The 16,231-nt window shown below is 57.1% G+C and carries 24 protein-coding genes; all 24 read right to left on the reverse strand.

The genetic code is table 11. The features are described 5' to 3' along the window. Positions 1 to 7 precede the first annotated feature (7 nt). The 24 genes from LG290_RS16680 to LG290_RS16795 all read right to left on the reverse strand — a co-directional run bounded on the left by LG290_RS16680 (position 8) and on the right by LG290_RS16795 (position 16,230). Positions 8 to 250, reverse strand: a complete 243-nt coding sequence (locus tag LG290_RS16680) for a hypothetical protein (protein WP_499837176.1) — start codon at positions 248 to 250, stop codon at positions 8 to 10. Then, positions 247 to 876, reverse strand: a complete 630-nt coding sequence (gene parA, locus LG290_RS16685) for a ParA family partition ATPase (RefSeq protein WP_499837177.1) — start codon at positions 874 to 876, stop codon at positions 247 to 249. Before parA ends, LG290_RS16680 begins: the two co-directional genes overlap by 4 nt. A 482-nt stretch (positions 877 to 1,358) precedes the next feature. Next, complete coding sequence (locus LG290_RS16690; RefSeq protein WP_499837178.1) at positions 1,359 to 2,300, reverse strand: HNH endonuclease; 942 nt, start codon at positions 2,298 to 2,300, stop codon at positions 1,359 to 1,361. A 35-nt stretch (positions 2,301 to 2,335) separates the two neighbouring features. After that, complete coding sequence (locus LG290_RS16695; protein WP_499837179.1) at positions 2,336 to 3,424, reverse strand: helix-hairpin-helix domain-containing protein; 1,089 nt, start codon at positions 3,422 to 3,424, stop codon at positions 2,336 to 2,338. 283 nt (positions 3,425 to 3,707) lie between these two features. After that, a protein-coding gene (locus LG290_RS16700) for an IS5 family transposase (protein ID WP_499837180.1) occupies positions 3,708 to 4,561 on the reverse strand; the annotation gives its coding sequence in 2 pieces (ribosomal slippage) (positions 3,708 to 4,219 and positions 4,219 to 4,561; 855 coding nt in all). A 1,039-nt stretch (positions 4,562 to 5,600) separates the two neighbouring features. Then, a complete protein-coding gene (locus LG290_RS16705) occupies positions 5,601 to 6,056 on the reverse strand; it encodes a YbjQ family protein (RefSeq protein ID WP_499837181.1) in 456 nt (151 codons plus the stop codon). Between the two features lie 186 nt (positions 6,057 to 6,242). Further along, entirely contained in the window at positions 6,243 to 6,521 is a 279-nt protein-coding gene (locus LG290_RS16710) for a hypothetical protein (RefSeq protein WP_499837182.1), read from the reverse strand. Continuing rightward, complete coding sequence (locus tag LG290_RS16715; RefSeq protein WP_499837183.1) at positions 6,518 to 6,757, reverse strand: hypothetical protein; 240 nt, start codon at positions 6,755 to 6,757, stop codon at positions 6,518 to 6,520. Before LG290_RS16715 ends, LG290_RS16710 begins: the two co-directional genes overlap by 4 nt. After that, positions 6,754 to 7,011 (reverse strand): hypothetical protein, encoded by a 258-nt coding sequence (locus tag LG290_RS16720; RefSeq protein ID WP_499837184.1) that lies wholly within the window; start codon positions 7,009 to 7,011, stop codon positions 6,754 to 6,756. The genes LG290_RS16715 and LG290_RS16720 overlap by 4 nt, the downstream gene beginning before the upstream one ends. Next, positions 7,008 to 7,442, reverse strand: coding sequence for a hypothetical protein (locus tag LG290_RS16725; RefSeq protein WP_499837185.1), 435 nt, complete (start codon positions 7,440 to 7,442; stop codon positions 7,008 to 7,010). Before LG290_RS16725 ends, LG290_RS16720 begins: the two co-directional genes overlap by 4 nt. Beyond that, on the reverse strand, positions 7,439 to 7,660 hold the full coding sequence (locus LG290_RS16730; RefSeq protein ID WP_499837186.1) for a hypothetical protein: 222 nt from the start codon (positions 7,658 to 7,660) through the stop codon (positions 7,439 to 7,441). The genes LG290_RS16725 and LG290_RS16730 overlap by 4 nt, the downstream gene beginning before the upstream one ends. Next, positions 7,660 to 7,791, reverse strand: a complete 132-nt coding sequence (locus tag LG290_RS16735) for a hypothetical protein (RefSeq protein ID WP_499837187.1) — start codon at positions 7,789 to 7,791, stop codon at positions 7,660 to 7,662. Before LG290_RS16735 ends, LG290_RS16730 begins: the two co-directional genes overlap by 1 nt. Further along, positions 7,788 to 7,910, reverse strand: a complete 123-nt coding sequence (locus LG290_RS16740) for a hypothetical protein (RefSeq protein ID WP_499837188.1) — start codon at positions 7,908 to 7,910, stop codon at positions 7,788 to 7,790. Before LG290_RS16740 ends, LG290_RS16735 begins: the two co-directional genes overlap by 4 nt. Positions 7,911 to 7,987: 77 nt before the next feature. After that, the gene (locus LG290_RS16745) at positions 7,988 to 8,110 is read right to left on the reverse strand and encodes a hypothetical protein (protein WP_499837139.1); all 123 of its coding nucleotides are present in this window, start codon (positions 8,108 to 8,110) and stop codon (positions 7,988 to 7,990) included. Between the two features lie 68 nt (positions 8,111 to 8,178). Further along, on the reverse strand, positions 8,179 to 8,346 hold the full coding sequence (locus LG290_RS16750) for a ribbon-helix-helix protein, CopG family (protein WP_499837140.1): 168 nt from the start codon (positions 8,344 to 8,346) through the stop codon (positions 8,179 to 8,181). A 295-nt stretch (positions 8,347 to 8,641) separates the two neighbouring features. Then, positions 8,642 to 8,827, reverse strand: a complete 186-nt coding sequence (locus LG290_RS16755) for a hypothetical protein (RefSeq protein WP_499837142.1) — start codon at positions 8,825 to 8,827, stop codon at positions 8,642 to 8,644. A gap of 77 nt (positions 8,828 to 8,904) precedes the next feature. Next, positions 8,905 to 9,192, reverse strand: coding sequence for a helix-turn-helix domain-containing protein (locus LG290_RS16760; RefSeq protein WP_499837143.1), 288 nt, complete (start codon positions 9,190 to 9,192; stop codon positions 8,905 to 8,907). A gap of 16 nt (positions 9,193 to 9,208) precedes the next feature. Continuing rightward, on the reverse strand, positions 9,209 to 9,532 hold the full coding sequence (locus LG290_RS16765) for a type II toxin-antitoxin system RelE/ParE family toxin (protein ID WP_499837144.1): 324 nt from the start codon (positions 9,530 to 9,532) through the stop codon (positions 9,209 to 9,211). A gap of 271 nt (positions 9,533 to 9,803) precedes the next feature. After that, positions 9,804 to 11,054: an MFS transporter gene (locus LG290_RS16770; protein WP_499837145.1), complete on the reverse strand. Its 1,251-nt coding sequence runs from the start codon at positions 11,052 to 11,054 to the stop codon at positions 9,804 to 9,806. Beyond that, positions 11,051 to 11,506 carry a MaoC family dehydratase gene (locus LG290_RS16775; protein ID WP_499837146.1) on the reverse strand — a complete coding sequence of 152 codons (456 nt, stop codon included), beginning with the start codon at positions 11,504 to 11,506 and terminating at the stop codon, positions 11,051 to 11,053. The genes LG290_RS16770 and LG290_RS16775 overlap by 4 nt, the downstream gene beginning before the upstream one ends. A 2-nt stretch (positions 11,507 to 11,508) precedes the next feature. Then, a complete protein-coding gene (locus LG290_RS16780; RefSeq protein WP_499837147.1) occupies positions 11,509 to 12,681 on the reverse strand; it encodes an acetyl-CoA C-acyltransferase in 1,173 nt (390 codons plus the stop codon). Then, positions 12,678 to 13,097: a Zn-ribbon domain-containing OB-fold protein gene (locus LG290_RS16785; protein WP_499837148.1), complete on the reverse strand. Its 420-nt coding sequence runs from the start codon at positions 13,095 to 13,097 to the stop codon at positions 12,678 to 12,680. Before LG290_RS16785 ends, LG290_RS16780 begins: the two co-directional genes overlap by 4 nt. A 2-nt stretch (positions 13,098 to 13,099) precedes the next feature. Further along, positions 13,100 to 14,251: a thiolase family protein gene (locus LG290_RS16790; RefSeq protein WP_499837149.1), complete on the reverse strand. Its 1,152-nt coding sequence runs from the start codon at positions 14,249 to 14,251 to the stop codon at positions 13,100 to 13,102. After that, positions 14,248 to 16,230, reverse strand: a complete 1,983-nt coding sequence (locus LG290_RS16795) for an acetoacetate--CoA ligase (RefSeq protein ID WP_499837150.1) — start codon at positions 16,228 to 16,230, stop codon at positions 14,248 to 14,250. The genes LG290_RS16790 and LG290_RS16795 overlap by 4 nt, the downstream gene beginning before the upstream one ends. Between the last annotated feature and the right edge of the window lies 1 nt (position 16,231).

The following is a 16,231-nucleotide window of genomic DNA, read 5'->3' on the forward strand; positions in this document are numbered from 1 at the left end:
TACGATTTTACGATTTTCCGTATTTCTCTTGTAAGAGATCGCGAATCTCATCAGCCATTTTGCGGCCACGCATAGCGCAGTCAGACTTCAGCTTGGCATGTAGCTCTGCCGGAATATCAATCGTGAGACGTTTCATAGGCTCCTTTGGGGCATTTTCTGCTCTAGAGCCAACCCAAGCGTCAACTGCAACATTTTCGGCCGGTTTCCTGGTGGAGGGTTTCCCTCCAATGGATATCTTCTTACTGCTCATGCGAAACGCTCCTGCAGTTCTGCCACTACTGCCTCTATCTCTTGCGAGGCAACTCCATTCCGGTCCTGTTCATAGATGGCTTTGCCAACAGCTGCTGCTTCAGCAAAAACCACACGTTGTATGACGCTGGCATCGAGAGTTGGTAATTCATAAGCCTCCAGGGCCTCGCGGACATCACGACCGATGGCGGTGTTGGCAATTTTACGGTTAATTACAAATACAGATTTCAAGTTTTCTTTAAAAATAGAAGCTTCTTGGATGAGCTTCACCACTTCGTCAGCTGCCCAGATATCGTAGGGAGACGGCTGCACCGGAATCAGCACCACATCACTCGCCATGATGGCGGAACGGGCGAGTTCTGTGACGCGGGGCGGACCATCGATCACGATATGGTCATAGCCTTCTCCGACTACAGGTAGCTCTTTGTGAATGCTGGGCCTCGGCAAACCGACAACTGCAAACAAGGGATCACTTTCCCGGGCTGCCGCCCAGTCCAAGGCACTTCCCTGGGGGTCGGCATCAATCAGCAGCACTCTTGCTCCGGTCCGTGCCAGTGATGCGGCGATATTTACGGAAAGAGTCGTCTTGCCAACCCCACCTTTTTGATTCAGTACGCCAAGGATCATTCGCTGTATTTCCTTAAAAGATATTTTCTTTAAAAGCGTAAAACATTTTTTAAAGTTTTGCGATAGTACTAGTATCCGTCTCATCTAAGGCAGCCCAAACAGGATCGGGAGGTGTCCTCCTCTGTCGATTTCAGTCAGAGATAAAAATAAATATAGTGATTAAAAATCAATAACTTAATAATAGAGTATAAAGTGGATGGGGTTGAAACAGTGGCTGCAAGCGGTTGGGTGAGAAATCATCAGTCATCAGAAAAACAACGCCCCTGCCGGCTGATCTTGGCGGAGAAGACCGGAACAAGGGTGTATCAAAAGGGGTTCTTTATGGCGTCAAATTGGCGAGCGATCGTACGAATTTGAGGCATTACCCAGAGGTTTTTATTTATGAACACTCTACGTTCTTCTTCGTTTCCTGATAGGCCTTTTGCGGTAACTACTCGCGTTGCTTCTAGGTGAGTTCGTTGATGAACTGCCGAAAGATGCCACTACTCACCTCCGATAAAAATTTTCTCGCGGTGGTATGCCAAGTAGGCCTTTTGCTCTGTCGTGAAGCTCCCCGTGGGTTGTGAGGGTGAGACACCGAAGGTCTGGGCGGCCTCATGTTTGAGGGCGCCTGACAGCAGTAACTCACCGTCGTTAGTGAACGAGATGTATCCTTTATCGAATAGGTGGTCGATGTGCGGGGTCAGCAGCAGTCCGTTGTGGCCATCGAGGCGCTCAGGATTACTGGAATCCCGCCAAGGTTTGATGTGGCTGGCCTTGAGATGCTTTTTGTCAGTTAGCCCGGTGACACGGCATCGCGGCTCAATCGCCTCCAGAGACCGGCGAAAGGTGCCTTGCCCCCGTCGTGAGAGCACAAGCTGCTCTTTCTCCGTGACCGAAAGGTCACTGCGATTGCGTATGTGTTTCTCAATGTTGGCGTCAGTAGCAGTTTGCCAATGGGCAGCGGAGAGCTGGGCGAGCTGATCCTGTGTGCTAGGTCTGGTGATGAGGTTGAGCAGGAGCTCCCCGAGTGCCGACGAGATATGCGCGAGATAGGCACCTTGATTACCGTCTCCTGCGCCATTGATGGGGGCGTATTTCTCTGGAAGCAGTAGCCTGATGGCCTCGATGTGGTTCTTCGGGCGTATTGCGTGGTCCGTTCGCTGGAACTCGACGGAGACAAACCAGCCTTCTCCCTTCCAGTTTTGCCCTGTGGCCCCAAACTCACTGGGCTTCTGGGCTGTCACCGCTGGCCCGGTGACGACGCCGACGTCTCTGATCTGGGTGAAGGCGTAGGAGAATATAATGTCACCCGGTTGGACTTTGGCCATGTTGTCGTAAAACTGACTGCGTGCACCGTTTTTATTGGTTTTGGGTGACCAAATGTACCCACCCTCGATCTCTTGCCGATAGGTTTGCTTGTGATTGACCCACCAGTACGCCATGCCTCTCTCCTTCGTCCTTGTAGTGAATGCTTCTCTTACGAGCAAACCAGTCCGCTGTCACGTATATCACCGACTCGGCTAGGCCCCAGTCCACTGATACGCGTCAGCGACTCGATGCTGTGCCACGGACGACCTTCGATGATGTCGTCAGCGCGGGCTGAGCCGATATTGGGCAGTGAATCAAGCTGCTCAGCTGAGGCGTTGTTGAGGTCGATGCAGCGGCTGGACAGCGCTTTGTCAGTAGCATAACTGGCCGCCTGTCGATCCAGCTCGGCACCATTGAGTGCGACATAGACCGGTGCATGGTCCGACACCAGATCACGGGCCTTTTCGTGGCCCATACCCAGCAGCTCTGGGAAGCGCAAGATGCCTTGGCCAGTGATGGGCAACCGGCCCACTACGCTCCAGAGGTTGTCGTACAGGTTGGCGTACTGGCCATTCGTGCTGCTGAGCGTCGTGGCGCCCTGCGTGATCGCCGGTGACGCGCCAAGGTCCCGCATGGGTGTCCAGCCGCCATGCTGTGGCGGCAGATTGTAGTCCCCCATCAACAGTCTCGGCGTATCTGGGTAAGCTTCTTCCAGCCACTGCCAGTAGTCGGCCAGTGCGTCGATCTCTGGCAGTCGGTCGTTGATGCTATCGCCGTAGACCACGTGTACCGTAGCGGCAGCGAATTCGGTACCGGCGTCGCGGTCTTGGAAGCGTGCGGAGTATGGCTCACGCGCAAAGACGTCACGGTGGTCGAGAAAGACGACGGCGCCGCCGATGTACTCCACCTCGCTTTCGCGCCACAGGAAACCGTAGTGCTCGCGATAGGTACTCCGACCAAGGTCATCACTGGCCATGGCCGACCATTCCTCCCCGGAGAGAGCCTCCAGCTCGCGCTCAAGCCGATGTAGGGCCGTGGGATCCATCAGTTCTTGAATGGCCAGCAGATCGAAGTGGTTGGCCACGTGCGTGACGGCGTTGTAGGCCTTGTCGTTGTTCCAACCAAGGTGTTTTATGTTCCAGCTGCCAATCAGGACGTCAGCGCTGGCGGAGAGGGGTAGAGCAATGAGAGTGGTAAGAAGCGTCGCGTAGAAGGAAAAACGCACGATTAGGGCATCCTTGTCGGCCGGTGGCTGCATGATCAGTGATCAGCACAGTATGCCGCCGTACACTGCTCCGCGTCTCCCCGTGCCTTACAGACGGCCAGCGGGTTATCAGTGATGGAGGCAGCGATCACGGCATAGTACGCAGCTTTCCAAACGAAAGGCACGCTAATAAGGTTTTACTGAAAACATCATTTAATGAAAAGCGTATTTGATGATTTGATGCTCACGGAGCAGATTGGTTGTTGGTCGACAAGTATGCTGGTTTCCCAGAACATTGGAGTTACTTGTCGGGCCATACCGCAATATCATTGAGTTATTAGGTTTTGTACGAAAAGTTGGCTCGCAAGCAACGGTCGATGCACGCCACGCATACCATCGCCTTAAAGCTACTTGCCAACTTTTCATAGCGTGTGGCAATGCGGCGTAATTCTTTAAGCCAGCCAAAGCAGCGTTCTATCGCATTCCGTTGCCGATATTTGGGTTGATCGAACCGCCTGGGTAGCCCAGGCCGGGTTCTTCGGTGCATGTTGCGATGAGCAATCACGGGTTTCATGCCGTGCCTGTCGCAATAATGACGCAACTCATCGCTGTCGTACCCTTTATCAGCCACCATATAGCGACTACGTTTGCGTGGTCGCCCGACGTTACCTGGCAGAGAGATTCTCTCCAACGTGGGAACGAAGTGCCGAGAATCTGCTTCTTGACCAGGAGACAGCGTGAACACCAGAGGCCAGCCATGACGATCACAAACCAAATGAATTTTGGTTGTTAAACCCCCGCGACTACGGCCAAGTGCATGGTCTAGCGGTTCTTTCGAGCCCCCTTTTTACCGCCTCCAGCGGCAGCGCGTGTGGCTCGCACTGAAGTGGAATCGATCATCCACGTGTCCAGGTCCATAAGACCATCTTCGCGTAACTTGAGCTGCAAGCGAGAAAGAACCGCTTCAAAGGTGCCATCATCACGCCACTTGCGGAATCGGTCATACACCGTCGACCAAGGACCATATCGCTCAGGTAAATCACGCCATTTGGCGCCAGAGCATAATACCCAGAAAATGCCATTGAGCATTTGTCGGTCATCTCGCCTGGGTCTACCCATGGATTGAGGGGGCGACACGATATCTTCAATCTGTGCCCAGCCGTCATCAGAGATCTCGTAACGTCCGACCATTGCTTTCCCCTATGCTGCTTTTGCATAGGTAAAATTAGCAGATAAGGCTTTTCGTACAAAACCTAGCCCAGCGACTGTTGGGTGAGCGCTTCTCGCATATCGGTGCTGACCCGCAGGCCCGTGATGCTTCGCGCGTCCTGCGACTTGAGCACACGGTGAACACCAAGACAGGACAGCGCTGTGAGGTGATCTGAGTTACCAACGGCAGCGATGGCTTACCGATCCGCTATCCGTTCGACGTACTGTTCGACGAAATCGCACCAATGGGCCGAGGACAGCTGGAGGAGCTTCGTGAGAGCCGCGCCGATGAGAAGGCAGCCAAGCCCCCACAGTGGAACGAGGGGCCGTCTCTGACGATGCTGAAGGGGGCCGTCACGGCCTGAAGCGCATCAACTATCAAGAGCTCGCCTGGCACCGCCCGGGTACACCCAAAAGTTACAGTTCGGGCATGCCAGCAGAACGTATACCTTTGAATGACAGGCAAGATTCTGGTGCTATCATTTGGATGAGTTATATATACCGTTTTGCTGATGAGCTACTGAAATAACGGGAAGCATTAGGGGGGAAGTACGGAAGGAAAGGGCGAGTTGTAAGCATTAGGCGATAGGGGAAATGCCAGCCTATAACGGCTGAGGCAAGGAGAAAAGCTAAGGTGCTGTTTTCTTTGTGTGTTTCTACATATGGTAGAAGGTTATATGAAAAATGGTCCATGTGGTGGAAAGTCAAGTCTATACTTCGGGGGTGCAGCAGGTAATATAGAAAAACCCCAGTCTTTAAGACTAGGGTTTTTAAACAGATCGGGCGCGCCAACGCCTGCCACTGAGGTACTTATCACATGACTGAAGATAGCAAACAGCGAACGATTTTTAAATCCAAATTTTTTAAGGTAAGCCTACCAGGCACCCCCTTCATCAGCAGATGTGTGGGTATATCCTTGGTAATACACGCTTTATCATTTTTGGTTTCTGCAATCCCGTAAGAAACATTACAGCCTAAAAAAGCCCGCTTTTTGGCGGGCTAAACCAGCTCCGGGGCAGCTTTATTCTTCAGGCTCCACGATGACAGCAGTTCCACTGGCCACCAGGAACAACATGGATTTTCCGCCACCCGAGAACTCGTTGTAATCCAGATCAACGGCAATGATGGCATTTCCCCCCAGTAGTACTGCTTCTCGCCGTAATTCATTGAGGCAAGTTATCCGGGCGTCCTTCAGCACTTTTTGCGATGACTTGTTACGGCCACCAAACACATCGGAAACGCTGGCAAAAAAGTCCTTAAAAATGTTCATGCCAAACACACATTCCGCCGTCACCACGTCGAGGGTTTTTAGGACTTTTCTGCCTTCAAGCTGATGGGCGGTGGTCACAGTGACATTAAGCATCGCCGTGGTCAGTACTTCTTCCGCTTCCTCTGCTTCCTTCTGAAGTTCTTTTTGGCGTGCTCGGACTACCTCTAAAGAAGAAGCCGTGACACGCTCACGGTGATTCTTATCCATGCATTCGCTACAAATTTTGTCTAAAAAGCCCGCTTTACGCCCACACTGCTCACATGCCGCCATGTCATGCCCTTTTTCTAAGTTTATTGAATATCAGTATCCCTAAATTAAGGAGGTCCAGCCAGGTATGCCAGGCACAAAAAACCCGGCGCGATGGCCGGGTCATTGGTGGAGCGGGCGTGGGCGTTACCAGTCGTCTTCCGGGTCAGTGTCGTTCATCAAGAATCTATCAGCGTCGGCTTCACACTCGACAACATCATTCAGCGCTGGCTTAAGTTCTTCCGGCAGCGTATCAAAAACGCTTTGCATGATGCGTTGCAGCCGATTGCAGTGATTCCGAATATCCTCCCGAATCATTTCGTCTTCGATGCGATCAATGCCGCGTTCTGTGTCCAGGTCGCCTATCGCTTCGGCGAGGCTGTTCAGGGCGTGGGCAAAATCAAAGTGCTCTGGCTTGCTTTTCATTGGGTGACCTCTTGTTTGGCACGCTCGCGGCCATTCTCAAAGCCGGATAGCCACGCATCGCGCTCGGCATAGCCAGTGCCGTAAGGCACATCTCGACGCCAATCCCAGCAACTACCGGCCAGCACAAATACAAGCCCGTAGTGATAGCCCTCGCGGTATTCCTGACTACGCTCGTTCATAGCCGGAAGCATAGCCTTGGCTTGCTCGAAATACAGGGGAAAGTCGCTATCAATCATTGTGCAGCCTCCTCTCCTTGAGCTACCCAGCCCTTGGCGCCGTCGTAGCTATTACCTCCCTCAGCCACAAACACATGGCCTGCTTCATCGACGGCAAACGCTCCTGGTTGCTCGGACTGGGGGTCGCGGAGCTTGTCTTTCCAGCCGTATGCCTTGCCTTCCCAGATCAAAACCACGCCGCCAACGTGCTGCGGATTATCCGCCCGCCATTGGGTGGCCGTGGTTAGCAGTGAGTCGAATTGGGACGGTTTCATTGGGCAGGCTCCCAGCTATTGCCATTCAAGTACTCGATATAGACTTGATCCAACGGCAGCGGTCCCGCTAAAGCAAACCATTGTGACGGGTTTCCACCAGCCTTTTTGCCAGCAGTTTCCATAGCCTGGCGGTCACGCTTGGAGATGCCCGCGTACTTGCACGCCTTCCGCCAATTTATAAGACGCGAGTCGTTTGCAGGTAGCGAAAAGCGAACCAATCCATAGCCGTCACGGTACTCCTCGAAGGTCTGCGAAACGATCATGCTTCCAACCTTGCGGGGCTTAGTGGCAGTCGGCTCCCAAAATGGATGCGATGAAAACCAAACTAAGGGGCGTTCGTCATGATTATCAGCGCGGCCTAGAAGCTCGCCACTCGATAGGATTTTAGGCAATCGCTCGCTTGCTTCTGTGTAGTGGTGAACATGCTTCATGATTGCGCCTCTCTGGCCTTCTGAATGGCCTCGGCCACGTCCATCACACCGCCGGCAAGGAATAGCAGATTGTGGCCAGACCTTACGATCGGCTGGGGTGGGGCGATCCCGCGGAGGGGCTCGCCTTTCTGAATAGCCGCTTTCAGTTCGGTCACCGGCAGGCCCAGAAGCCGTGCTGCGTTGGTAAGGCCGATACGTTCAGCGCGAAAGTCACCCATTAGACAGTCTCCAAGCGGGTCACGCGCGCCAGGCGCAAGGCAAGGTCGATGGTGGCTTGGTTCAAGGGCGCGTTCGGATAGCCGGAAAGAATCTCAAGAACGCGGCGTAGCTCGGCAGTGGTGCATCTCATAGCAGCACCTCCAGAATGGAACCGATGATAATGATAGGCAGCGTTACCGGGCCAGTATCTTGAGCAATGCGGTATAACGCAGCGCCAAGGCGGTTCAGGGTGTTACGATAATCAAACATTCGGCAGTCCTCCCAAGGTTGTGCCGGGTGTACGCCTTGCTCCGGGTTCCAGCCGGGCAAGGCACCTTCATTGATTCTTAGGCGGCTTTATCGCCTTCGGCGTCCAGGGCAATCTGAGCGTCTTCCGCACCCAGCGCACTTTCAGTCATGGCTTCTTCTAGCAGCGCTTTACCCACTGTGGTCAATTCTGTGGTGCTCATAGCCACTCAGCGCTTCTAACAGCTCCACCAGCCGCTCAAAACGGCCTTGCTGGGCTTCGACTTGTTGCTCAAGCATCCTGCTCTCCCTTCGCTTTTAAGTATTCGGCAACCGCAACGCGGATAACGTCGCTGATGCCCACTTTGTCGCCGGTCGCCTGGCGCTTCTTGCGCGCCAGCGCTTCTAGCCGCTCAACATCGCTTTCTTCAATTCGTACCGTGACGCTTCGCTTTGCCATTGCTGATTCCTTATTGTCTTACTGTAAGACAATTTAGGCGCAAAGGATGCGGAAGTCGAGGAAAGACGAGCAGCAAATAGTCTAATTCAACAGATGCAATATGCCGAAAAGCCGTGTGACTGTGAGGCCGTCTACAAGGCTCTGTGAGCGACGCTATCTACAAGCTATAGCTTGGCATGGGTCGCGGAAAGAAAGGCGGACTGGAGGGCAGGGTACAAGACTGGGCAACGCTTGTCGGTGGGGCGTATCCATCAAATTATATATAATAGACGTAATAGATACTTTGAAAAACGGCTCAACCATGCGGGTTTAAGAGCGTTTTCCGTTTTTTGCCCCCTCCCTCGGCGGCCATTTTCTCAGGCATCAGGTAAGCGACAAAAGATGCGACGGTCATCGAGACCATCGCAGCCATTGCGGTTATACCGTTGCTTTTTTCGTTGGCCAAAAAAAGCAACGATTCCAGGTCCAGGGCTTGGAGCATGTCGAGCCTGGGCGTTTTTGCGCTTCAGGTACACAAAGCCCGCCTTGGAACCCCCAAGGGTCTTCGCGATGTGGCGGTTAAGCCGCTTCGCCTTCCGGGGTGATGCTTAGCTCAACATGAAGGTGTGCGGCCTCGGCAATTTCCACCAGCGCGTCCAGGCTGAACTTGTGGATTTTCCCGCGTAGCAGGTCATTCAGGCGCGGCTGGGTGATGCCAAGTCGCTTCGCGGCGTCGGTCTGGGCAATGTCCCAACTGTTTACGGTGTCGCTAACCTGGCGCATCAGTGCCGAGCGCAGGCGCATCTTGGCGGCTTGCTCCGGGGTGTCCTCGATAGCGTCCCATACGCTCTCAAATTCGGTCATCATGGTCATTACCTCGCTGTCAGGGCAGCTCTTTATAGCGCTGTTTACCTAACTCAATGTCTCTTTTTGCCGTCTTCTGCGACTTCTTCTGAAAACAGTGCAGCACGTAGACTGCCTCTTCACGGTTGGCGACGTAGAACACGCGAAACGCACCATTGCTCTCGCGTATCCGTATTTCCATCGCACCTGGTCCTAAGCTGGGCATGGGGCGAAAATCATCGGGCACGCCACCAGACTGCACGCGATCTATCTGAAACCCGGCCTCGTGCTTGGCATCCTGCGGGAAGTCGCGTAATCGGTCGAGCGAGTCGCCAATGAAGCGAATATGACGCCGGTTCGGCACAAGCGACTCCTTGTATCTATATCAGTTCCAATATAGTGCATTAAACGGCGCATTGCGAGCAACAAAAAACCCGCGCAAGGCGGGCTGAGGCTGTTTCGGTATAAGTATTTATCAGGTGCGTTTCACGTTTCACATCGTTCACGTATATCTCTTCAGTCGAGCGCGACACGCGCAACGTTGAGGTAACTTAGATCGCGACCATGGCGGATCTCGGGGGCTATAGTCTTGTGCTGAAGGGCGTCGAGGCGACCAAACATCCCGTTTAAAAATCTCAGGACCTAGCACCTTGGCTGGTACCTTCTTCCGCTGCCTCCCCCTGCGCGAGGGCGCGCATCGCGACGATGCCCGCCAAAGGTCCCAAGGCCAACAGGGCGAAAGCCGGGCCCCAACCCGCCGCCTGCTCAACGATGGGAATCAGCCAGATGGTGGGCACGGTCAACACGAAGCCGATGGCTAGTTGCAGTGTCAGCGCAGTGCCGACATAGCTTTGCTCCGCCACCTCGGTGACCAGCGTTGAAAACTGCGCCGAATCGGCGACAACCCAAAAGCCCCACAACAGCCCTACCAGCAACACGGCCGGCACCGGCGCCGTTTGCATGAAACCGATCGAGAGCGCACAAGCAGCGGAAATCGCCATCGCAAGCGACGTCGTCCGGCCCCGGCCCCAGCGATCGCCGAGTAGGCCGCCGGCCAGGCAGCCTAAGGCACCAATGCCGATCACGGCGAAGGTACCGAAAGCCGCCCAAGTACCCGCACTCTCCACGCCGTGCAACGTCAGCGTGCTGGCGAAGAACACGGAGAACCAGGCCCACATGGCGTACAGCTCCCACATGTGGCCGAAGTAGCCGAGCGATGCCAGCAGCACTTTGCGATCCGTGAACGCCTGCCACGCCTTGTGTGGGTCGAAAACCGCTTTGGGAAACGGAAATGGACCATCGCGGCCGACATACTCGGCGAGCAACCCGCCGAGCAGGGTCAGCACGGAAGTGGCGACGATCACCACCCGCCAATCCAGCCCGCCCAGACCGTTGACCAAGTGCGGCGCCGCCGAGCCTAAGGTGAGCGCCCCCACCATCACCCCCAGAGCGGTACCGCGTTTGTAACGAAACCAAGTGGCCATGGCCTTCATCGCCGGCGGGTAAACGCCAGCCAGACACGCGCCCGTAATTACGCGCAGCGGAATCGCAAGCCAGGCGCTGGAAGTAGCCAGCAGTAAAAGATTGGCAAGCGCCGCGCCGGCAGCTCCGTAGAGCATGAGCCGCCGCGGCGACACCCGATCGGCGAGACTGAGCAAGGCTGAGCCCAGCGCCCCGACCACGAAACCCAGCTGTACCGCGATGGTCAGCCAGGCGCCCTGCCCGGCCGTCAGTTCCCAAGCCTGCGTAAGCTGTGGCACGACCGCCGTGGCGGAAAACCAGGTGGTCATCGCCAGCAGCATGGCCGTGGCGAGGATGGTCAGCCCCATCCAGCAACCGCTCGGATCCCGCGGCTGCTCATCGCCATTCGGATGCCCTACGCTCATTGCGGAAGAGGCGTCGTGTAGGTAGAAGCCTTACCTTCTAAGCACAACTCGCCTTCTTGATTACGCACTTGCGTCTCGATGGTGCAGAAGGGTTTGTCTTCGCGCACCTCGAGTACCTTGACCGAGGCGGTGATCCGGTCGCCGACGTAAACAGGCTTTATGAATTTCCATTCGACGTTCAAAAAAACGCTGCCCGGACCTGGTAAATCCTCGGCCACTACGGCGTTGAGCATACCGGTGGTAACGCCACCTTGGACGATCAGACCACCGAAGCGTGAGGCCTCTGCCGCGGCGCGGTCGGTGTGAAGCGGATTGCGATCGCCGGTCATGGCGCTAAACAGCTCGATGTCTGCCAGGGTGACATCCTTGCCGCGTTCGGCGCTGGCGCCGACTGCTGGCATGCCCTTGCGTGTGTCTACCCAACCGTTGATGTTCTTTTCTGATTCGCTCATTTTTATATCCTCTCTATTACCATGGCAAAACCTTGCCCACCGCCGCCGCAGAGCGAAGCGACGCCGTAGCGCCCGCCTCGGCGGTCAAGCTCATGGGCCAAGGTAAGAAGGAGCCGCAATCCGGTGCCACCCAGCGGGTGACCGATAGCGATCGCGCCTCCGTTTACGTTGACAATATCCAGCGGAATGCTGAGGCGCTCACAGCTCGCCGCTACGACGGCGGCGAAGGCCTCGTTGATCTCGAATAAATCGATATCACCGATGCGTAGCCCTGCCCGTTCTAGAGCCCGATCGATGGCCTGCGCGGGCTTCAAGTGCAGGCTGTTGTCAGGTCCGGCGGTCTCGGCCCAGGCCAGGATGCGCGCTAGCGGGCGCCTGCCCAAGCGCTCGGCCGTAGCCATTGAGCTGACCGCGCCGATCGTGGAGCCATCGCTCATTTGAGAGGCATTGCCGGCGGTGATGGTGCCCTGCTCGTCGAACACCGGGCGCAGCTGTGCGAGCTTCTCTCGGGTGGTACCTGAGCGAATTCCCTCGTCGTTGGCCAAGTTAATCTTGCCCAGCTCTACCGGAACAATCTCGGCGGCGAGCCGGCCCTGCTCTGTCGCCTCGGCGGCGAGATGTTGCGAGCGGTAGGCGATTTCGTCTTGGGTTTCACGGTCGATGCCCATTTCGACATTGGCTCGCTCGGAGACTTCGCCCATGCCCTCATCCGTCAGCGAGCACCAGAGTCCATCTCGAACCATGGTGTCAATCATTTGAATATCGCCTGGCCGGGCTGAGCCGGGACGCACCACCGCCGCGTGCGGCGCCCGGCTCATAGAGTCCCCGCCGCCGACCAGGTAAAGGTTGCCCTCGCCGGCAAGGATCCGCCGGCTGGCATCGGCAACACTGGCTAGGCCGGCCGGACAGACGCTATTGAGCGTGATCGCTGGTACCGTCCATTCAACACCGCCGTCGACCGCCGCTAGCCGCGCCGGATTCTGGCCCTGGGCCGCCTGCAGCACTTGGCCCAAAAGTACGCCATCGCAGCGGGCCAACTCGGACTGGCGCTCGATGAGCGCGCGAATGACGTAAGCGTTGAGCTGACGTGAACTGAGCTCGGAGAGGGCACCGCGCAGTCGACCGAAAGGCGTGCGCAGGCCATCGAGGAGCACCGGTGTATCGGCAGCGTTCATGATTGCGCCTCCGGTCTAAATTTCGGCAGGGTGTACTGGCCCTGCTCTTCCCAACTCACGACCACTCGTTGGCCGACCTGTACCTCCTCCACCGGACAGTGGATGACGTTGGAGAGCATGCGCGCGCCCTCATCCAGGTCTATGAGGGCCACCACGTAAGGCGCCTCCGCCGAGAAAGCGGGATGACTGGGCTTGTGGATGATCGTATAGGTGACGACCGTGCCTTTGCCGCTGGCCTCGCGCCAGGTGAGCGCATCCCGCCAGCAGGCGGGACAGCGCTGGCGCGGATAGAATACCGTCTCGCCGCAGTGCAAACAGACCTGCAAGACCAACCGATGCTCGCGTGCTTCACTCCAGAAGTGCTGAGAGCTGGGACTGGGACTGGGTGCGGGCTTATTAAATTGAGTGTTCGCCATCGTTAATCCTCCCGATGCAGAACGAGGGCGGTGGCTTCGCTCATGGTCGCGCCGTTGCCGGTCACCAGCGCCCATTCGGCGCCGCTTACCTGACGCTCCGGCACGCCGTGGCGCAGCTGGCGCACCGCCTCGGTGATGTGCGACATACCGCCGGCCAAATCCGCTTGGCCGAAGGAGAGCTGGCCGCCGTGGGTGTTGAGCGGAAGATCGCCCGCCCAGGTCAGATCGTGCTCGGCCAGCCAAGGGCCGCCTTCGCCTTTGCGGCAGAAACCGGCATCCTCGACAGTGACTGCGAGCATGATGCTGTAACAGTCGTAGAGCGACAGCAGGTCGATTTGCTTCGGGCCCACGCCGGCTTGCGCATAAGCGCGGGCGATGGCGTCCTTGAGCGGCCCTACTGTCAAATCCGGCGCACAGCTGATCGCTCGGTGGGTGATCTTTTCGCCGGCGCCGGCGATGGTGACCGGCGTTTGTGAGAGCGAGCGCGCCCGCTTAGCGCTGGTAACCACGAAAGCAGCACCGCCGGCGCAGGGCATGACTACTTCGTACATATGTAGCGGATCGACCACCATAGGCGAGGCCAACACTTCTTCGATGGTGAGCGGCTGACCGTGAAAGACCGCGGCGGGATTGCGCTGAGCGTTATTCCGCTGAGCAACTACGGCAGCCGCCAGCTGGGCGCTGGTGGTGCCGTACTTGTGCATATGCCGGCGCGCTATCAACGCGTAGGCGGTATTGGCACCGGAAGCCCCGAATGGCACGTCGAAGTCGCGGATCGGATTACGGTTGGGCGAACGGGGCGGAACCTCCTCGCGCACGTTGCCCAGCACGCACAAGACGGTCTCGCACATGCCCGCAGCGATTGCGGCTCCCGCCCGCCAGGCCATACCGGCGCCGCTGGCGCCGCCGAGGTCGACGACGTTGCTCATGGTCGGTTGCAGACCGAGATACTCGGCAACCGTGGCCGGTACGTGCTGCGGTGTCTCTCCCACCTGTGGGCCGACTAGAAGACCATCGATGGCGGCTGGCTCGAGGCCTGCATCCGCCACCGCCAAGGCCGAGACCTCGGCAATCATATCCAGCGTGGCTTTGCCTTGGGTGCGCCGCACCGGCGGCAACTCGCCGATGCCAACAATAGCGGCCTGATTGCTCATCCGGCCACCTCCGCAGCAAGTCGCTGCTCCGGGCTCATGAGACGAAAAGCCTCCAAGCAATCAGGATTGACCAAGGAGCCCCGGTTTTTGACTTCGATACCCATCACGGTCTGTAGCACTGCCTTCTCCACCTTCTTGCCGCTGAGCGTATAGGGGATCTCTGCCACCGAAATAATGCGTTTGGGCACGTGACGCGGCGAGGCGTCTTTACGCAAATGCTCGCGCAACTCCGCTTCCAGCGACGGCTCTAGCTTGCCGCTATCGCTGACGATGAACAGCCAGATCTCCATGTCGTCCTCGACTGGATAGCCGATCACCAGCGAATCTTTAACGCCAGCGACCGACTCCACCACGCGGTAAATTTCGCCGGTGCCGATACGTACGCCGCCAGGCTTCAACGTCGCGTCGGTGCGGCCGGAGATGATCATGCCGCCGCTGTCGGTGAACTGCGCCAGATCGCCGTGAGTCCAGATTTCCGAGCGATCCGAGAAATAGGTGGCCAGATACCGCTGCCAGCCGTCCTCGCCCCAGAACTCAAGCGGCATAGACGGAAACGGCTCGGTGCACACCAGATCGCCCTTGCGACCGAGTACCGGCGCATTGCGCTCGTCCAGAACGTTGACTGCCATGCCCAGGGCGGGCCCCTGGATCTCGCCGGCTCGCACCGGCTGAGTCGGATTGCCCATGACGAAACAGCCGAGGATCTCGGTGCCGCCAGAGATCGAGGCCAGGCATAGATCCGCTTTGACCTCGCTATAGACCCAATCGAAGTTCTCCACCGTCAGCGGAGCTCCGGCGGACATGATCATGCGCAGCTTGCCAAGATCATGCTGCTGGTCCGGCCGGTAGCCTTGCTGCTGGACCAACGTAAGGTACTTCGGACTGGTACCGAAGTGCGTCACGCCGGCGCTGGCGGCTATTTCCCAGAGTACGCCGGGCAATAAGGTTCCGTCCTGCTTCTTAGGAATGGGAGCCCCGTCATAGAGAACAATGGTGGCGCCGCTCGCGCGGGCGGCAACCATCCAGTGGTACATCATCCAAGCCGTGTTGGTGTAGTACAGCATCCGGTCGCCCGGCTGTACGTCACAGTGGAGCATGTGCTCCTTGCGCAGATTGAGCAGCGTGCCGCCGGAGCTGTGGACAATGCATTTAGGCAGGCCGGTCGTGCCCGATGTGTAAACGATATAGAGCGGATGGTCGAAAGGCAGCCGGGCAAAGCTTGGTTCGCCCGCCTCTCCCTGACAAAGATCAGCAAAGCGATGCACCTGACAAGGCGCCTCCGGCACCTCAGCATCACCGATCACGACAATGTGCTCTAGTCCTTGGAGTTTGGCGGCGATCTTGCCCGCCTTGGCGGCGATCTCGTGCCTGCGGCCGTTGTAAAGATAATCGCTGGCGACGATTAGCACGCGCGGGCTGATCTGGCCGAAGCGATCAACCACGCCGGCCTCACCAAACTCAGGGGCACAGGTCGACCAGACGCCACCCAGCGCCGTGGTCGCCAGCAAGGCGACCAGAGCATCAAGATTGTTCGGTAGCATGCCGGAGACCCGGTCACCCGGCACTACGCCCAGCGACTGCAGGCCACGCTGAGCGCTGGCGACGCGGCGACGCAGCTCGGCTAGCGTCACTTCGCGACCGATACCATTCTCATCGGCCTCTATCACCGCGATCTCATCAGGTTCGCCCTGAAGCATGTTTTCAGCGAAGTTCAACTTAGTATTAGGGAAAAACTTCGTTCCAGTCATCCACGACGCTTCATCGAAACGAACGGCCGGCCCCCGCTTCTCACCGCAGATTCTGGAAAAATCCCAAAAAGCGTTCCAGAACTCCTCCATATGCATAATCGAGTAACGATGAAGCCGCTCGTAGGGTTGATCTTCCAGCCCGAGGGTGCGCGCAAACTGAGTGATCTGTGCCGCCTCGGAGGACGCCCTTTCGGGCGTCCACATGACGGTTGACTCAACGGATTTCTTCATT

The sequence above is a fragment of the Halomonas sediminis genome, assembly GCF_044871105.1.
In the GTDB taxonomy this organism is placed as follows: domain Bacteria; phylum Pseudomonadota; class Gammaproteobacteria; order Pseudomonadales; family Halomonadaceae; genus Vreelandella; species Vreelandella zhuhanensis.